We start from the raw sequence: 17,167 nt of genomic DNA, 5'->3' as shown, positions 1-17,167 counted from the left end.
GACACGGTGAGCAGCCACCGGGAGTGGACGGTCAACTGCCGCGACATCGCGGGTCGCAGGCGGGACGTCACGATCTTCGTGCGCCAAGGCCGGGTGGTGCTCGTGGCCCCGCCCGGGGAGACCGCGGTCTTCTCGCCGCTGGACGTCGGCAGGCTGCGCGCCGCCCTGCGCGACGCCGTGGTCGACGCCGCGGAGGTGGAGCACTGACCGCCTTCCTACTTGTCAGTAGATAATGGCAGAATCCTGTGCGAGGAGGCACAGGATGGCGACGTACTTCGTGACCGGCGCGACCGGGTTCCTCGGCCGCGCGCTGCTCGCCCGGCTGCTTGCCCGACCCGACTGCGACACCGTCCACGTGCTGGTGCGAGCCCAGTCCCTGCCCAAGCTGCCCACCGGGGACGAGCGGCTGGCGCCGGTCGTCGGCGACCTCCGCGAACCCGGCCTCGGCGTCGACCCCGGACCGCTCACCGGCCGCGTCGACCACGTCGTCCACCTCGGCGCGGTCTACGACCTCACCGCGTCGCGCCACGACAACGACGCGGTCAACGTCACCGGCACCGCGCACGTGATCGACTTCGCCGCGACCGTGCGCGCCGGGCTGCTGCACCACGTGTCGTCGGTGGCGGTGGCGGGCGATCACCGGGGGCGCTTCACCGAGGCCGACTTCGACCTCGGCCAGTCCCACCACTCCCCCTACCACGCCACCAAGTTCGCCGCGGAGAAGCTGGTCCGCGCCCAGGACCGGGTCGCGTGCCGGATCTACCGCCCCGGGGCCGTCGTCGGCGACTCGCGGACCGGCCGGATGGACAAAGTGGACGGTCCCTATTACTTCCTGCCCACCATCGCCCGGCTGGCCCGGCTCCCGCGCGCCCTGCCGCTGGTCGTGCCCGACCTGGGCGCCACCAACGTCGTCCCGGTCGACTACGTCGTCGACGCGATGGCCCACCTGATGCACCTCGACGCGCCGTCGGGCAGCACGTACCACCTGACGCACAACGGCCGCCAGCCCGTCACCGAGGTCTACAACGCCTTCGCCGCCGCCCTCGGCGCGCCCCGCGTCGCGGCGACCCTGCCGGTGCGGCTGCCCCCCGTGCGCGTGGGGCCGGTGGCGCGCGCCGTGCTGGCCGAGGCGGGCATCCCCGGCGAGGTCATGCCGCACCTGGACATGCGGGCGGTCTTCGACTCCACGCGCACCGAGGCGGCCCTGGCGGGCGCGGTCACCTTGGCGCCGTTCGCCTCCTACGCCGAGCGCCTGGTGCGGTACTGGGCCGCCCACCTCGACCCGGAGCGCGAGCGGGGCGGGCTGCGCGGGAAGCGGATCGTGGTGACCGGGGCGTCGTCCGGGATCGGCCGCGCCACCGCCCTGGCGCTGGGCGCGCGCGGCGCGCGGGTCCTGCTGGTCGCCCGCCGCGCCGACGAGCTGGCCGAGGTGGCCGGGGAGATCGGCGCCCACGCCACCGCGCACCCCTGCGACCTGACCGACGGCGACGCCGTCGACGCGCTGGTCAAGGAGCTGGGCCCGGTGGACATGCTGGTCAACAACGCGGGCCGCTCCATCCGCCGCTCGGTCCACCTCTCCGTCGACCGCCTGCACGACTACGAGCGCACCATGGCCCTGAACTACTTCGCGCCGCTGCGCCTGACCCTGGGCCTGCTCCCCGCCATGCGCGCCCAGGGCTTCGGCCGCGTCGTCAACGTCACCACCATGGGCCTGCAGAGCGACACCCCCCGCTTCGCCGCCTACCTCGCCTCCAAGGGCGCCCTGGAGCACTTCGGCCGCGCCGCCGGACGCGAACTCCTCGCCGACGGCGTCACCTTCTGCTCGGTCCGCATGCCGCTGGTCCGCACCCCGATGATCAACGCCACCGACGCCTACCGCGGCGTCCCGGCGTTCTCCCGGACACCGCCGCGCGCATGGTCGTGGCCGCGCTGGAGGGCAGGGCCGAGGTGGTGCAGCGGCCGGAGGGGCTGGCGCTGGAACTGCTGCGGGCCCTCGCCCCGTCGGTCCACCGGCAGGCGCTGAACCTGGTCCACCGCCTGACCCCCGAGACCGCCCCCGAGGCCCCTGACCACGGCGAACACCCCGCGGCCGTCCTGGCGGGCGCGGTGCTGCGGCCACTGTGGCGCACGCTGCGACCTGAGGCTGACGTCGGATGATTCCCGGAGGCGGCAGACTGGGCGGGTGAGCGAGCACGAGTGGCGGCTCCGGGCGCCGGTGAACCTGGTCAGCAAACGGGCTGTGTTGCAGTGGACCCTGCGGGCGGGCATGGGCTGGGCGGTGGTGCTCGGCGGGCTGGGCATCTGGTTCGCGCTGGCCGCGGACGCGCCCTGGTGGCTCGGGACCGGGCTGGCGGTGCTCGGCGCGGTGGCGCTGGTGCACGTCGCCGTCATGCCCACGTGGCGGTACCGGGTGCACCGCTGGGAGACCACGCCCGCGGCGGTGTTCACCCGCAGCGGGTGGGTCAACCAGGAGTGGCGGCTGGCGCCGGTGTCCCGCATCCAGACCGTCGACACCGGGCGCGGGCCGCTGCAGCAGGTGCTGCGCCTGGCGACGGTGACGGTCACCACGGCGTCGGCCGCGGGTCCGGTGAAGATCGAGGGCCTGGACGAGGCGGTCGCGGCGCGGATCGTCGACGAGCTGACGGCCACCACCCAGGCCGTGCCGGGGGACGCGACGTGAGCCAGGCGGCGCTGCCCGCGGCGCCCCCGGTCGTGGAGCCGCCGTCGGAGTGGGGCAGGCTCGACCCGCGGATGATCGTGGTCAAGCCGCTCAACGAGCTGCTGGGGCTGCTGCCGCTGCTGTTCGCGCTGGTGTTCCTCGGCAACGTGGAGACCTGGCGGGTGGTCGCCGGGGTCGGCACCGTCGCGCTGATCATCCTCTATGGACTGTTCGCCTGGCTGACGACGAAGTACCGGGTCACCGACACCCAGGTCGAGCTGCACAGCGGCGTGGTCTTCCGCCAGCGCAAGGCGATCCCGCGCGACCGGATCAGGACCGTCGACCTGACGGCCAAGCTCGGCCACCGGCTGTTCGGGCTCTCGGCCGTGCGGGTCGGGACCGGGCAGCAGGAGCGCCAGCCCGGCGAGGGCGTGGTCCTCGACGCGGTGACCACCGTGGAGGCCGAACGGCTGCGCCAGGCGTTCCTGCTGCGCCGCGCCGCCGCGCCGCAGGCCGAGACCGACACCGAGATCACCCGGCTGGACAAGCGCTGGTACCGCTACGCGCCGCTGACCCTGTCCGGCCTGCTCGGCATCGCGATCACCGTGGGCTTCGGCATGAACATCGCCGGCGAGCTGGACCTGGAATTCTCCGAGGTGGGCGTCCTGCGCGGGATGTTCGGCTGGCTCAGCGCCCAGCCGCTGGCCACGGTGCTGCTGATCGCCGCGGCCGCGGTCCTGGTCCTGTCCACAGTGGCCTCACTGCTCATCTACCTGTTGCAGAACCACAACTTCCGCCTGAGCAGGCACTCCGACGACACGCTCAGAATCAGGCGCGGGCTGCTCACCACCCGCTCGGTCTCGGTGGAGGAGAACCGCCTGCGCGGCGTGGCCCTGCACGAGCCGCTGCTGCTGCGCGCCGCGCGCGGCGCCCGGCTCAACGCGGTGACCACCGGCCTCGGCGCGCGCCAGGCCACCAGCAGCCTGCTCGTCCCCCCGGCCCCGCGCACCGAGTCCCACCGCGTCGCCGCCGACGTCCTGCGGCTGGCGGAGACCCCGACCACCACCGCGCTCACCAGGCATCCCCGCGCCGCCCGCACCCGGCGCCTCGTCCGGGCCACCGCGCCGCCGGTGGTCGTCACCACGGCCCTGGCCGTCCTCAGCGCCGTCGCCGACTGGCCGCACTGGCCGTGGGCCCTCGTCGCGGCGACGGTCCCGCTGTCCGTCCTCATCGGACTCGACCGCTACCGCAACCTCGGCCACGCCCTCACCGAGCGCTACCTGGTGACCCGGGCGGGCTCACTCAACCGGCGCACCGTGGCGTTGCAGCGCACCGGCATCATCGGCTGGCGCGTCGACCAGTCCGTGTTCCAGCGCCGCGTCGGCCTGGTCACCGTCACCGCCGTCACCGCGGCGGGCAACGGCCACTACGCGGTCACCGACATCGCCGAGTCCGACGGCGTCGTCCTCGCCGACGCCGCCATCCCCGACCTGCTGACCCCGTTCCTGGAGGTCAGAGCGGCCACTCGTGCACCGGCTGGTTCGCGTGCATCAGCTCCAGGTAGCGCCGGGTCATCTCCGCCAGCGCTTGGTCCCGGTCCATCGACGTCGACTCCTCAAGAGCCCGCACCGTAGAGACCTGCCAGGTCGCGCCGTTGCGGCCGGTCAGGCACCGCTGCTCGATCACCCCGAGCAGGCGGTCCCGGTCCTCGCCGGAGACGCCCCAGGCGTCCAGCCCCCTGTGCGCCATCGGCAGGAGGCGGCGCAGCACCAGCTCGGTCAGCGGCACCTCGCCCACCCCGGGCCAGTACACCCGCGCCTCGATCCCGTTGCGGGCCGCGGCGTGGAAGTTGTCCTCGGCGGCCACGAAGCTCATCTGCGTCCACAGTGGGCGGTCCTCGTCGGCCAGGGCCCTGGCGAGGCCGAAGTAGAACGCGCCGTTGGCCATGGTGTCGACCACCGACGGCCCCGCGGGCAGCACCCGGTTCTCCACCCGCAGGTGCGGCCTGCCGCGCACGACGTCATAGATCGGGCGGTTCCACCGGTAGACCGTCCCGTTGTGCAGCCGCAGCTCCTCGAGCAGCGGCACGTCCCCGCGCTCCAGCACCGCGACCGGGTCCTCGTCCGAGCACATCGGCAGCAGGGCGGGGAAGTACTGCACGTTCTCCTCGAACAGGTCGAAGATCGAGGTGATCCACCGGTCGCCGAACCACACCCTCGGGCGCACCCCCTGCGCCTTCAGCTCGTCGGGCCGGGTGTCGGTGGCCTGCTCGAACAGCGCGATGCGGGTCTCGGCCCACAGCTGCTTGCCGAACAGGTACGGCGCGTTGGCGCCCAGGGCCACCTGCGGCCCGGCGATGACCTGGCTGGCGTTCCAGAACCGGGCGAAGTCGTCGGGGGTGACCTGCAGGTGGAACTGCACGCTCGTGCACGCGGCCTCCGGGGCGATCGACTCGGCCTGCATGGCCAGCCGTTCCGCGCCGGTGATGGCGATCTGCAGGTCCTCCCCGCGCGCGGCGAACACCTGCTGGTCGAGCATCTGGTAGCGCGGGTTCTCCGACAGCGCGGCGGCGGAGGTGTGCTCGCGGCGCAGCGTCGGCAGGATGCCCACCATCGCGATGTGCGCGCCGACCCCGGCGGCCTTGGACTCGGCGACGTTGAGGTCGTCGCGGACCTTCTTCTCGAAGACGGCCAGCCCGGCGGGGTCCAGCCGCTGCGGCGGCACGTTGATCTCGATGGTGAACTGGCCCAGCTCCGGCACGAACGCCGGGTCGTCGATCGCGTCGAGGACCTCGGCGTTGCGCATCGCGGGCTCACCCGCCGCGGTGACCAGGTTGAGCTCGACCTCCATGCCCGCCATCGGCTTGCTCGGCTCGAACCGCGCCTCGGCGAGCATCCGCGCGAACACGTCGAGGCAGGTGCGGACCTTCTGCCGGAAGCGCTGCCGGTCGGCCCGGGTGAACTCGGTCTGCTCGACGTCCTTGCCCATGCCGCACAGCGTGATCCATGGGCGGGCAGCCCGCCACACCGACTACGCCGAGTGGACTAGTGCCCCGCGCCGGGAGTTGGGTGTCTTGTCGGTGGTCCAGGTTTCGGCTGGGCGTGCCGGGCAAAGTCCCTCGTACTGGGTGGTACTCGGGATCTTTTCCCGGTGCGGCCAGCGGGAAGCTGGGCCGTCGAGAAACGCGCCGAACTCCCGGCGCGGGGCACTAGCGACGTTTGCGTGTGCCGAGGACGCCTCGGGAGATCTCGCGGCCCAGCGCGCTCGCAGCCGAGCGCAGGAAGGACTTGACCGCGCTGTTGGCCATGACCTTCTCGAAGAAGGCGGGCTCGTCCTGCTGCCGTGGCGGCGGTGGCGGGTCGTCCTCGGCCAGCTCCGGCACGGCGGCCTTGGCCGCCATCCGCTCGTAGGCCGACTCGCGGTCGATGGTCTCGGCGTACTTGGCGTGCAGGGGCGACGACGCGGCGGCGGCGCGGATGGCGTCGTCGCCGATGGTGCCCATCAGGGAGCGCGGGGCGCGCAGCCGGGTCCAGGCCACCGGGGTCGGCACGCCCGTCTCCGACAGGACCGTGACGACCGCCTCACCGGTGCCCAGGGAGGTCAGCGCCGCGCCGAGGTCGTAGTGCTCGGTGGCGGGGTAGGTCTTGACGGTCCTGGCCAGCGCCCGCTGGTCGTCCGGGGTGAAGGCGCGCAGCGCGTGCTGCACGCGGGCGCCCAGCTGGGACAGCACGGCGTTGGGCACGTCGGAGGGCAGCTGGGTGCAGAAGAACACCCCGACGCCCTTGGAGCGGATCAGCTTCACCGTCCGCTCGACGCGCTCCAGGAACGCCGTGGACGCGTCGGCGAAGAGCAGGTGGGCCTCGTCGAAGAAGAAGACCAGCTTGGGCTTGTCCAGGTCGCCTTCCTCGGGCAGCTCCTCGAACAGCTCGGCGAGCAGCCACATCAGGAAGGTGGAGAACAGCGCCGGGTCGGCCTGCAGGTTGCCCAGCTCCAGCAGGCTGATCACGCCGCGGTCGCCGTCGGTGCGCAGCAGGTCGGGCACGGCCAGCTCCGGCTCGCCGAAGAACTCGGCGCCGCCGCGGGACTCCAGGTTGGCCAGGGCGCGCAGGATCACCCCCGCGGTCGCCGATGACACCCCGCCGATGCCCTTGAGGTCGGCCTTGCCCTCGTCGCTGGTGAGGTGGGTGATGACCGCGCGCAGGTCCTTGATGTCCAGCAGCGGCAGGCCGCGCTGGTCGGCCCAGTGGAAGACCAGGCCGAGGGTGGACTCCTGGGTGTCGTTGAGACCGAGCACCTTGGACAGCAGCAGCGGGCCGAACCCGGTGACCGTCGCGCGCACGGGCACGCCGACGCCGCCGGTGCCCAGGGAGAGGAACTGCACGGGGAAGGCGGTGGGGCTCCACCGGTCGCCGGTGTCGCGCACGCGGGCGTCGATCCTGGCGTCCGGCGCACCCGGAGCGGACAAGCCGGACAGGTCGCCCTTGACGTCGGCCATGACCACCGGCACCCCGGCCGCGGACAGCTGCTCGGCGAGCACCTGCAGCGTCTTCGTCTTGCCGGTGCCGGTCGCGCCCGCGATCAGGCCGTGGCGGTTCATCGTCGCCAGCGGGACGCGCACGGCGGCGGCGGGGTCGGCCGTGCCGTCGAGCACGACGGACCCGAGCTCGACGGCGGCGCCCTCGGTGGCGTAGCCGTCCGCGATCTGCCTGGCCTCACTCACCGCGATCACCCCAACACTCAGCGTCCAGCGGCAGCGTAGATCGGCGGTGCCCCATCCGCAGCGCGAGCGCGGATCACTTATCCGGCTAAGCTACCTCGGGTGACGGACCGCCTGGTATGGATCGACTGCGAGATGACCGGCCTCGACCTCGGGCGCGACGCCCTGATCGAGATTGCCGCCCTGGTGACCGACTCCGAGCTGAACGTCCTCGGCGACGGCGTCGACCTCGTCATCCACGCCGACGAGACGGCCCTGGCGGGCATGCCCGAGGTGGTCGCCGAGATGCACGCCCGCTCCGGCCTCACCGAGGAGGTCCGCGCCTCCACCCTGTCGGTGGCCGACGCCGAGCAGAAGGTGCTGGAGTACGTCCGCCAGTACGTCCCCGAGGTCCGCACGGCGCCGCTGTGCGGCAACTCCATCGCCACCGACCGCGGCTTCATCGCCCGCGACATGCGGGCGCTGGACGCCCACCTGCACTACCGGATGGTCGACGTCTCCTCCGTCAAGGAACTGGCCCGCCGGTGGTACCCCCGGGTGTACTACGCCCAGCCGGACAAGGGCCTCGCCCACCGCGCCCTGGCCGACATCCAGGAGTCCATCCGCGAGCTGCGCTACTACCGCGGCACCGTCTTCGTCCCCCAGCCCGGCCCCACCTCGGACGAGGCCAAGGCCGTCGCCGGGACCCTGCTGACCTAACCCGGTTCAAACCCCCCAACCGCACACGCTACGATGTGGCGGCAGCACATGGTGGGTGTAGCTCAGCCGGTAGAGCACCTGGTTGTGGTCCAGGATGTCGCGGGTTCAAGTCCCGTCACTCACCCCACCCGAAGGCCGATCCGCACCCCGGATCGGCCTTCGTTGTTTCACCCGATCCGGGGTGGACAAACTGTTGCCAGACAACCCCGACATGGCGACACTCTTATCCATGGACGCCAGTCTGGACGCGCTGCCGCCGACCTTCACCACCCGCATCGCGCGTGAAGCCGGGATCCACCCTCGTGCCTTATACAAGATGCGCGACGCGGGTGACCTGATGCAGCTGTCGCGAGGTGTCTTCCGGCAAATCGACGCGCCCCTCCCGACGTGGGTCGACCTGCTCGGCATTGCCTACCGAACTCCGGTCGCCATCGTGTGCTGCGTCTCCGCGCTGGTCGTCCATGACCTGACCGATGAGATCCCCAGAGAGGTGCAGATAGCCGTGCCACGTCCACACCGACCGCCGAGAATCGACTTTCCACCGACCGAGGTGTTCCGCTTCGCCACCAACACCTTTGAGCTGGGATTGTCCCAGGTGGAAGCGGCCCCCGGCGAGAACGTGCGTGTGTACAGCGCCGAGCGGACGGTGGTGGACATGATGCGCCTGCGCGACCGGCTCGGTGAATTCCTCGCGCTCGGAGCCTTGCGCCGCTATCTGCGCCTCCGCGACGCGCGCCCGGGCAAACTTCTCGAACTCGCCCGCACCCTGGGCGTGTATGGCCCTGTGCGCATGGCTATCGACGTGGCGAGCGCGGGATGAGCAAGCCGACGAAGAAGACGGCATCCGGACGTGCGTACCTGGAACTTCAAAATCGGGCACGCCGGGAAACCTATTCGACCGATGAATTGATCACCCTTTACGTCCTGGAGCGCTGGCTAGCCAGGCTCGCGGCATCCCCCTATCAAGATTCGTTTGTACTCAAGGGCGGCCTACTACTGGCCGTGTTCAATGCCCGCAGGCCCACTTCCGACGTCGATCTGCTCGCCCAGAATCTCACCAACGAACAGGATGCCATCGCCGATCGGGTCCATGCCATCACCCAGGTCTCCCTCGACCAAGACGATGGTGTGCTCTACCTCCCCGACACACTCGCCATGCAGACAATCCGGGAGGACGCGCAGTACACCGGTGTGCGGGTCACCATGGACTGCCAGGTGTCGCCCGCGAGAGCGCGGCTCAAGCTCGACATCAATGTAGGCGATCCGGTGACTCCGGCTCCCGAGGTCATCAGACTGCCGTCCCAACGGCCCGACCTCCCTGACGTGCAATTGCTCGGCTACCCGATTGAATCAGTTCTCGCCGAGAAGACCAGCACGGCGATCGAACTGGGCGAGGCCAACACGAGGGTCCGCGATTACGTCGACATCTACACATTGACCGGCAAACAGTCCATGACATTCGCCACGGCGCGTGCCGCATTGGAAGCCACCACCAATCATCGTGGTGTGCGGATCCGGCCGCTCTCGGAGGAAGTCGGCACCTTCGCGGCACTGCGGCAGGGGGAGTACGACAAGTTCCGGCGTCGCCTCGGGCCTGGCAGTGGGTTGCCTGAGAGCCTGGCGGACGTGGTGGCCGGGGTGGTCCGGTTCGCCGACCCGCTCGTGGGGTCCATGCCGCCCGGGGTGGGCTGGGAGCCTGCCGCGCGTGAATGGCGATAATCCAACGGCCTGTTTATTTCCCACGAACCCCCACCCCCTCTGGGAAGCAAGACCACCGGTCGGCGGGTGTCGGAGTGTGCTCTGGAGCACCTAGCGTGACGAACCATCGCCGGGTCGAGGGCCCCGGCGGTGGAAGGAGTCCCGACTATGAAGGTTCGCACCCTGTTGGTCGGCCTGGTCGCCGCGGCTGCCGCGGTGATGGCGCCAACCGCGGCGACTGCCGCGCCGCCGTCCGGTGACGGCGACGTCGGCACGTTGATCGTCGGCGGTACCAACGCCACCCAGGTCTACAGCTTCATGGTGTCCCTGCAGTCCACCACTGGCGGCCACTTCTGCGGCGGTTCGCTGATCAAGGCCGACTGGGTGGTCACCGCGGCGCACTGCGTGCAGGGACGCTCGCCGAGCAGCACGCAGGCGCGCATCGGCACGACCAACCGCACCAGCGGCGGCACGGTGGCGCGCGCGTCGCGCATCATCATCCACCCGTCCTACCGCGGCCCGTACGACATCGCGCTCGTTCAGCTGAGCACCAGCGTCACCCAGGCGCCGGTGCGCATCGCCGCCGAGGCGGGCCCGATCGGCACCCCGACCCGCATCATCGGCTGGGGCCAGACCTGCCCGGTCCGCGGCGGCTGTGGCGCGCCGGTCACCCTGCAGCAGCTCGACACCTCGATCGTCTCCGCCAGCGGCTGCTCCGGCATCTCTGACCCGGTCGAGATCTGCACCAGCAACCCCGGCGGCCGCGCGGGCGCCTGCTACGGCGACTCCGGCGGTCCGCAGATCAAGTCCGTCGGTGGGGCCTGGCAGCTCATCGGCGCGACCAGCCGCTCCGGTGGCGGGTCGACGTGCGCGGTGACCCCGTCGATCTACGGCGACGTGACCGTGTTCCGCAGCTGGATCCAGCAGTACACCGGCACCCTGCCGTAAGGCCGGTCTCTCCACAGGAAGGGCCCCCGGCTGTCCCGGCCGGGGGCCCGCTGCTGTCTACCGGGCCCCGCCCGCCTTCCAGGTCGCCCACGGCACCTGCCAGACGCTCAGGCCGTCCCATGGCTCCAGCTTCGGACCGCCGGAGTTGGCCACGGTGATGACGTCGCCCTTGCGGGAGATCTTCTGCAGCCACCGCGCGTTCTCGGTGGAGACGTTGATGCAGCCGTGGCTGACGTTGCGCCTGCCCTGGTCCCCCACCGACCACGGCGCCGAGTGGTAGAAGATCCCGCTGTTGGACATCCGCGACGCCACGGCGACGGTCGTCCGGTACCCCTCGGAGGCGTCGATCGGGACGCCGTAGGTGGAGGAGTCCATCGTGTAGTCGGTGTGCTCGCTCATGACCACGTAGGTGCCCACCGGCGTCTCGTGGCCCGGCTTGCCCATCGAGATGGGGATGGACCTGGCCACCTTGCCGTTGATCTTGACGGTCATCGTGTGCGACTTGCCGTCGGCGGTCATGACCACCGAGTCGCCGATGGTGACGACGGCCTTGCGGTCCTCGAGGCCGTAGGTGCCGTTGCCGAAGTGCCTGCCGTACACCCGCGCGTCGACGGTCACCTTCGTGCCGGGCTTCCAGTACTCCTTCGGCCGCCAGTGCACCGTCGAGTCGTCGAACCAGTAGAACGCGCCCTCCGCCGAGGGCGACGCGGTGACCTTGATGGCCTTCTCCGCCGCCGCCTTGTCGGCGATCCGGCTGCTGAAGTAGAACGCGAAGGGCTGCCCGACGCCGACGGTCTGCCCGTCGAGCGGGTTCATCGACAGCGCGGTCTGCCGGGCGGGGCTGGCGGTGGTGAAGGTCGCCGTCGAGGTGGTCGCCTTCCCCTCGGCGTCCTTGCCGGTGGCGGTCGTGGTGTAGGTCTTGCCGTAGCCCAGGGGCTCGGCGGAGGTCCACGCGCGACCGTCCGCCGCCAACGCCCCCTTGACCACCTTGCCCGCCTCGTTCTTGACGACGACCTCGGCGACCACACCCCCCGTGACCGCGACGGTCACCGGCCGCCCCGGCTCCACCCCGTCGGCCTTGTCCGCGGGCGTGAGCTTGAGGCTGAACGGCTCCGGCGGCGTCGTTGTGGTCGTCGTCACCTCGGCCGTCCCCGGCCCCGCCTGCTGCTCAGGCCCCTCCGCAGAACATGCCCCGAGCGCCACCAACACCGCCACGAGCACCCCCACCCGTCCCCCTAGCCGCGCCATCTCCCCCACCTTTTCTCCGTGCTGACCTGTGCGAACAAGTGTGCCGCACGAATGGGTGACGCTTGACCGGGTGGTCGGGTTGCGTCGCCCCCCACCCCCGATTTCTTCCGGCCGCTGACCCTGTGCTAACTTTCTCCCCGTCAGATCGAGCGCCGCTAGCTCAACTGGCAGAGCAGCTGGCTCTTAACCAGCGGGTTCGGGGTTCGAGTCCCTGGCGGCGCACATAAACGCAGATGAGACCCCGTCCACACTGGACGGGGTCTCTGCGTAGGGACGGTTTACGGACGGCTTTGCCCCGATGCCCCCGGTCCCAATCAGGTGACATTGGCGCCAATGCCTCACGCAGCGCTGCGATTTCCCGCCGTCACCCTTCTCGATCGTGGAAGGCCCGCCGCGCCTACCGTCCCCCATGCCCGCGCGCCTGACCGTGATGTCGCTCGTCGCTGCGCTCGTCTACCTCGCTGCGGGAGCCCTGTCGTCTCCGACACTGCGGTACAGCTCCGACTCCTACCAGTACAGCGTGACGGCCTTGTACTACTTGGGGGTCGATCCGCGCGCCGCGCACACACGAGCGGTGGGGGCGCATTGCTCAGCCGCCGCCCAGGGGGCGGAGCGGGCGCGACAGCGCAACCCGGTCAAGCTGCGCGAGCCCGCGCCTACGGGGGCGGAGGCCCGGTGCGCGGACACTTACCGGGACGCGATGATACCGATCGGCGCCCGTTACCAAGCGATCTTCTCGCCGAGGGTCGGGTACCCGTTGCTGGCGGCGCCGCTGGTCGCTGTGCTGGGGGTGCCCTGGGGGATGTGGCTCGCGGCGGCCCTCTGCACAGCGGCGGCGGGGGCATTGGTGTGGCTGCTGCTGCGACGCATGGGTGTCAGCCCTGGGTGGGCGGTGGTGGGGCAGGTGCTGTTGTACGTGTCCCCGATCGGTGTGTGGGGGTCGTGGGCTCTCGCCGAGGGCGTCGTGTTCGCCGGGGCCGTTGGGGCGTTGTTGGGGGCGTGGATGCTGGTCGACCGCGGTGGTGGCCACGGTCTGGCGGTGTTGATGGCCGGGCTGGGGGTGGCGTCGGCGTCGAAGTACTCGACGGGCATGATGCTCGCCGCGGCTCTGGCGGGGGCCGGTCTGCTGCTGCTGGCGTGGCCCCGGTACCGGCATCGCGGGGTGCGGGCGTTGGCCCTGGTGTCCGGTGGGTGTGCGGTCGCGGTCCACGCGGCGTCGGTGTGGCGAGGCTGGTCCGGCACGACGGACACCCTCCAGGACAAGTGGACCGATCACTTCCGGTTGCCGGACGTGCATGACCCGTGGGAGCGCCTGTGGGAGATGAACGGCATCTTCTGGGAGCAGTGGGCTGGCGCGCACCTCGCGGCGCCGATGCTGCTGGTCGCGGTCGCGGCGGGCGTGTGGGGACTCGCCCGGTACAGCCCGGCAGGGTTGGTGGTGGTTGGGGCGGTCGCCGCCACCGGGGTGGTGACGCAGGTGATGCACCCGATCGCGGCCCAGGGGGACCGGCTGATCGCCCCGCTGTGGCTGGTCGTCGCGGTGGGGATACCCCTTTTGATGGCGACAACACGGTCGCTGAGCACACAACCCCCTGCCACCCATGCTCTTGGTCGGGGCGACGCTGACCGGCGCGAGGAGCTCCACGTCGTGACGGCCAACGGCCGGGAGGCGACGTGGTAGGCGTGCGCGTTGTCGTGGCAGAGTGCGTTGGGTGCGAGGCGACCCGCAGTGATACTCCGCAGTGATACCCCCGCAGTGAGGCTGGGGAAGCGCGCATGACTGGAAACGGCTGGGACGAGGCCGCCGAGGGGTACGAGTCGTACTTCGTTCCCCGGTTCGCGCCTTGGGTGGAGGCCGCGGTGGGGGCGGTCACCGGCGCCGCGTTGCCCGATGGGCCGATTGTGGTGCCGTGTTGTGGGACGTTCCCCGAGTTGCCCGCACTGGTCCGGCATTTCCCCGACCGTGAGGTCGTCGGCATCGACGCTTCCGGCGGGATGGCGCGGCTGGCGCGGGAGCGGGCGGCGGGGTGGCCGATGGTGAGTGTGCGCGAGGACGACGCGTCGGTGATTGATCCGGCGTTTGGGGTGTGCGGCGGTGGTGTCGGTGTTCGGGCTCCAGCAGCTCCCCGATCCGGAAAGCGCGATCGCGTCGTGGACTTCGGCGCTGCGGCCGTCGGGTCGGCTCTCCGTCGTGTACTGGCCCGGTGTCACCGAGGTCGAGGGACCGTTCGCGGCCATCCGGGACACCGTGCGGCCGCACGTGGGGGTGCGTGATCACTCCTGGGAGGCCGGGCTCGTCGCTGCGGTGAACGGGTCGAGCGGGGTGGTCAGGCGCGATGAGCCCGCGTCTTATCCGATGAGCCATCCGAGCGCGGCGACGTTCTTCGAGGCGATCACCCAGCATGGGTCGCTGCGGGGGTTCGCCATGGAGCGGGGTGCGGAATTCGTCGACGGGCTGCGGGCGGAGTTCCTCGGTCGAGTGCCGGAGGGTGAGTGGACGCACACGCCGCGGGCTCGGCTGATCGTCGCCGAGCGGGCAGGCCGACTGCTATCCACAGTGGACTTCGGTGAGATTGTTACGTCAGGTTGAGTAGGGTTACGCATCTGCGGAGCCGCCGGTAGCGCCACCCTGGTGGCATGTCCGATTCCCCGCTTGTGCGCCTCGCCGCCGAGGTCGAGGATCTCAGCCGCAGGCTTTCCCATGTCGGCGCCGAACTGCGCACACTGCGCCCGGACGCGACGGGCACCCCGGAGCACGCCTCCCCCACGCACGAACAACTGGGCTTCCCGCGGCAGCCCATCCCTGAACAGCCCGGCTTCCCGGAGCGGCCCACCCAGGAGCAACAGCCCTTCCCCCGCCGGCCCGGGTCCGAGCAGCCGCGAATTCCGCAGCCCACCTCGGCGCAACAGCCCTTCTCCCACCAGCCCTTCCCGCAGCAGCAGCCGTTCGCGCCCTACCAGGGCTTCGGCCCGCCAATGACCGGGGAACCCGGCCCCATGCCCAACGCCGTCCCGCCGCCGCGGCGCGTGACGCTGGGCGAGCGGCTGAGCCAGGAGGGCGCGGGAAGCAAGCTGCTGGCCTGGGTCGGCGGCGCGGTGACCCTGCTCGGTGTCGTGCTGCTGCTGGTCCTGGCGATCCAGCGGGGCTGGCTGGGCCCGCTGCCGCGGGTGCTCGTCGGCGCCGCGTTCGGGCTCGGGCTCATCGGGACCGGGCTGCGGCTGCACCGCAACCCGGCCGCGCGCACCGGCGCGTTCGCCTTGGCCGCGACCGGCATCGCGGTGCTCTACCTGGACACCGTCGCCGCCACGGCGCTCTACGACTACCTGCCGGTCGTCGTCGGGCTCGCGCTCGGGCTGGCCATCACCGTGGGCGGGGTGCTGCTGGCGACCCGGTGGGACTCGGCGCTGCTGGCCGCCGCGGTGGTCATCGGCTGCGCGGTCTGCGCCCCGGTGATCACCAGTGGGTTCACGCCGGCGCTGGTCACCTTCCTGCTGGTGGTCACCCTGGCCACCACCCCCATCCACCTCACCCGCGACTGGCCGATCGCCGCCCTCGCCGCGCGGGTCCCGCCGGTCGCGGCCTCCGCGGTGGCCTCGGTGACCCTGGCCGAGCCCGGGTCGTGGGCGAACACCGCCACCGCCGTGGCCACCAGCGTCGTCGGGGTCGTCCTCGCCCTGCTGACCCTGCGCCGGACCCCGGCCGAGCCGGGCGCGCTCGCCTCCCTCGGTGTCGCGGTGATCCCCGTGATGACGGCCGCCGTCTTCCTGCCGACCGGCCAGGCCGTGGCGATCACCGCGGGCGCCGCGGTGGCGCTGCTGGCCGTCTGGGCCATGACCAAGATCGGTATTGCGGGCATCGCGGGCATGGTCGCCGCGTTGCAGGCCACGGCGCTGGTCTTCGACGGCGCCGCGCTGGCGGGCGCGCTGCTGGCCGAGGGGCTGCTGCTGGCCGCCGTCGCCGGGAAGACCCTCGACCGCACCGCGCTGTACGGCGGCGGCGGGTTCGCCGCGCTCGGCGCCATCCGGGCGCTGACCGAGGACATCCCGCCCGAGTTGCTCGCCGAGTTCCGGCACGCCCCGCGACCGGGGGCGGCGCTGGTCGCGGCGCTGCTGCTGGCGGCGGCGATCGCGGTGCCGTGGGCGGCGTCCCGCGCGGGCGCCCTGCCCGCCCCCGCGCAGAACCTGCCGCCGTGGCTGGCCATGGGCGCCGTCGCCCTCTACGGCGCCGCGGCCCTGGTGCTGAGCACCACCCTGCTGGCCATCCCCGGGCGGACCGGCTTCCTCACCGGCCACGTCCTCATCACCGTCTCCTGGACGGCCGCCGCGCTCGTGCTGCTGGCCAAGGGCATCCGCAGCGTTGCGCTACGCGCGACCGGCCTGGCCCTGGTCACCGCGTCGGTCGCCAAGCTGATCCTGTTCGACCTGGCCGCCCTGGACGGCATCGCCCGCGTCGCCGCGTTCATCGCCGCGGGCCTCATCCTGCTCACCGCGGGCACCCGCTACGCCCGCGTCGTCGCGACCAGGGAACGCGTCAACGAGGTGTCACCTCAATCGTGACCACGCCGAGCGATCCCTTAAACGACGGTGCCCATCCGAGTTCCGGCTCGCGTTCATCGACATCCACCAGACCGGAGTCGTCGACCCGATACACAATCCGGTAGGCGCCTCGTTGGGCGCCATGACACCCGGCGAGTGGACCGAAAACGGCTTCCCACACGGTGGGGATTGACTGCAAGAGCGTTGTCGCAGAACTCGATGACCGCGGCGGCTACCGATTCGGGCAGTCGAGGAGAGAACGCCCGCCGCGCCGCAGGCTGGAAACGAATCTCGTACCGCTCGCCGGGTGGCCAGGTCAGCCCCTGCCGCACCCCGGCCGAGCGCGCTCAGGCTCTCGGAGATCCGCGCGGATGACTCACTGTCACCCAGGATCTCCAGGGTCATCTCAAGACCCTCAAGATCGTCGACTGACAGCAGCACCGCTTCGGGCTCGCCGTTGCGAGTCAGTGTGATCCGTTCGTGTTGCTGGCGGACCTTCGGGCCAGCGCCGACAGCTGGGCCTTCGCTTCCGACAGCGGGATGGGGGTCGCCGCTATCGTCATGGTCTCAATAATAGGCCAAGTTAGTCTGTCGACCACTTACTGTCTCTCCATCGCGGATCAAGTACACGACGTGCAGACCCGTCGTGAGGTGGGCGGCGC

The 17,167-nt window shown here is 71.3% G+C and carries 15 protein-coding genes, 2 tRNA genes and 1 pseudogene; 14 read left to right on the top strand and 4 right to left on the bottom strand.

Features of this window, described 5'->3' with window-relative positions:
* Positions 1-6 precede the first annotated feature (6 nt).
* The 5 genes and pseudogenes from ACTG9Q_RS19535 to ACTG9Q_RS19515 all read left to right on the top strand — a co-directional run.
* A complete protein-coding gene (locus tag ACTG9Q_RS19535) occupies positions 7-207 on the top strand; it encodes a hypothetical protein (RefSeq protein WP_455574250.1) in 201 nt (66 codons plus the stop codon).
* A 55-nt stretch (positions 208-262) separates the two neighbouring features.
* Positions 263-2,023: an SDR family oxidoreductase gene (locus tag ACTG9Q_RS19530; protein WP_455574249.1), complete on the top strand. Its 1,761-nt coding sequence runs from the start codon at positions 263-265 to the stop codon at positions 2,021-2,023.
* Positions 1,951-2,157, top strand: a complete 207-nt coding sequence (locus ACTG9Q_RS19525) for a hypothetical protein (RefSeq protein ID WP_455574248.1) — start codon at positions 1,951-1,953, stop codon at positions 2,155-2,157. The genes ACTG9Q_RS19530 and ACTG9Q_RS19525 overlap by 73 nt, the downstream gene beginning before the upstream one ends.
* 25 nt (positions 2,158-2,182) lie before the next feature.
* Entirely contained in the window at positions 2,183-2,680 is a 498-nt protein-coding gene (locus ACTG9Q_RS19520; RefSeq protein WP_455574247.1) for a PH domain-containing protein, read from the top strand.
* A 71-nt stretch (positions 2,681-2,751) separates the two neighbouring features.
* Positions 2,752-4,104 (top strand): annotated as a pseudogene (locus ACTG9Q_RS19515) (PH domain-containing protein); the annotation flags it as partial.
* Positions 4,105-4,171: 67 nt separating this feature from the next.
* Here the strand turns inward: ACTG9Q_RS19515 and ACTG9Q_RS19510 are convergent.
* Entirely contained in the window at positions 4,172-5,647 is a 1,476-nt protein-coding gene (locus ACTG9Q_RS19510; RefSeq protein WP_455574246.1) for a glutamate--cysteine ligase, read from the bottom strand.
* Positions 5,648-5,867: 220 nt separating this feature from the next.
* Positions 5,868-7,379, bottom strand: a complete 1,512-nt coding sequence (locus tag ACTG9Q_RS19505) for a helicase HerA-like domain-containing protein (protein WP_455574245.1) — start codon at positions 7,377-7,379, stop codon at positions 5,868-5,870.
* A gap of 99 nt (positions 7,380-7,478) precedes the next feature.
* Between ACTG9Q_RS19505 and orn the strand changes: the two genes are divergently transcribed.
* The 5 genes from orn (at position 7,479) to ACTG9Q_RS19480 (ending at position 10,721) form a co-directional block, all read left to right on the top strand.
* A complete protein-coding gene (gene orn / locus ACTG9Q_RS19500) occupies positions 7,479-8,075 on the top strand; it encodes an oligoribonuclease (RefSeq protein ID WP_455574244.1) in 597 nt (198 codons plus the stop codon).
* Between the two features lie 51 nt (positions 8,076-8,126).
* Positions 8,127-8,202: transfer RNA gene (locus tag ACTG9Q_RS19495), tRNA-His, on the top strand.
* Positions 8,203-8,304: 102 nt separating this feature from the next.
* Entirely contained in the window at positions 8,305-8,895 is a 591-nt protein-coding gene (locus tag ACTG9Q_RS19490; protein WP_455574243.1) for a type IV toxin-antitoxin system AbiEi family antitoxin domain-containing protein, read from the top strand.
* Positions 8,892-9,794, top strand: coding sequence for a nucleotidyl transferase AbiEii/AbiGii toxin family protein (locus ACTG9Q_RS19485; RefSeq protein ID WP_455574242.1), 903 nt, complete (start codon positions 8,892-8,894; stop codon positions 9,792-9,794). Before ACTG9Q_RS19490 ends, ACTG9Q_RS19485 begins: the two co-directional genes overlap by 4 nt.
* Positions 9,795-9,941: 147 nt before the next feature.
* A complete protein-coding gene (locus ACTG9Q_RS19480) occupies positions 9,942-10,721 on the top strand; it encodes a S1 family peptidase (RefSeq protein WP_455574241.1) in 780 nt (259 codons plus the stop codon).
* A 57-nt stretch (positions 10,722-10,778) separates the two neighbouring features.
* On the opposite strand, the gene ACTG9Q_RS19475 is transcribed toward ACTG9Q_RS19480, so the two are convergent.
* Positions 10,779-11,969, bottom strand: a complete 1,191-nt coding sequence (locus ACTG9Q_RS19475) for a L,D-transpeptidase (protein WP_455574240.1) — start codon at positions 11,967-11,969, stop codon at positions 10,779-10,781.
* 149 nt (positions 11,970-12,118) lie between these two features.
* Between ACTG9Q_RS19475 and ACTG9Q_RS19470 the strand changes: the two genes are divergently transcribed.
* The 4 genes from ACTG9Q_RS19470 (at position 12,119) to ACTG9Q_RS19455 (ending at position 16,526) form a co-directional block, all read left to right on the top strand.
* Positions 12,119-12,191, top strand: a tRNA-Lys gene (locus ACTG9Q_RS19470).
* Between the two features lie 187 nt (positions 12,192-12,378).
* On the top strand, positions 12,379-13,650 hold the full coding sequence (locus ACTG9Q_RS19465; RefSeq protein WP_455574239.1) for a hypothetical protein: 1,272 nt from the start codon (positions 12,379-12,381) through the stop codon (positions 13,648-13,650).
* A 414-nt stretch (positions 13,651-14,064) separates the two neighbouring features.
* Positions 14,065-14,559, top strand: a complete 495-nt coding sequence (locus tag ACTG9Q_RS19460; protein ID WP_455574238.1) for a hypothetical protein — start codon at positions 14,065-14,067, stop codon at positions 14,557-14,559.
* A gap of 47 nt (positions 14,560-14,606) precedes the next feature.
* A complete protein-coding gene (locus ACTG9Q_RS19455) occupies positions 14,607-16,526 on the top strand; it encodes a DUF2339 domain-containing protein (protein ID WP_455574237.1) in 1,920 nt (639 codons plus the stop codon).
* Here the strand turns inward: ACTG9Q_RS19455 and ACTG9Q_RS19450 are convergent.
* A complete protein-coding gene (locus ACTG9Q_RS19450; RefSeq protein ID WP_455574423.1) occupies positions 16,512-16,973 on the bottom strand; it encodes a type II toxin-antitoxin system Phd/YefM family antitoxin in 462 nt (153 codons plus the stop codon). The genes ACTG9Q_RS19455 and ACTG9Q_RS19450 overlap by 15 nt on opposite strands.
* Positions 16,974-17,167 lie beyond the last annotated feature (194 nt).

The sequence above is a fragment of the Actinokineospora lacus genome (assembly GCF_053813445.1).
This window is presented reverse-complemented; position numbering and strand designations above follow the sequence as displayed.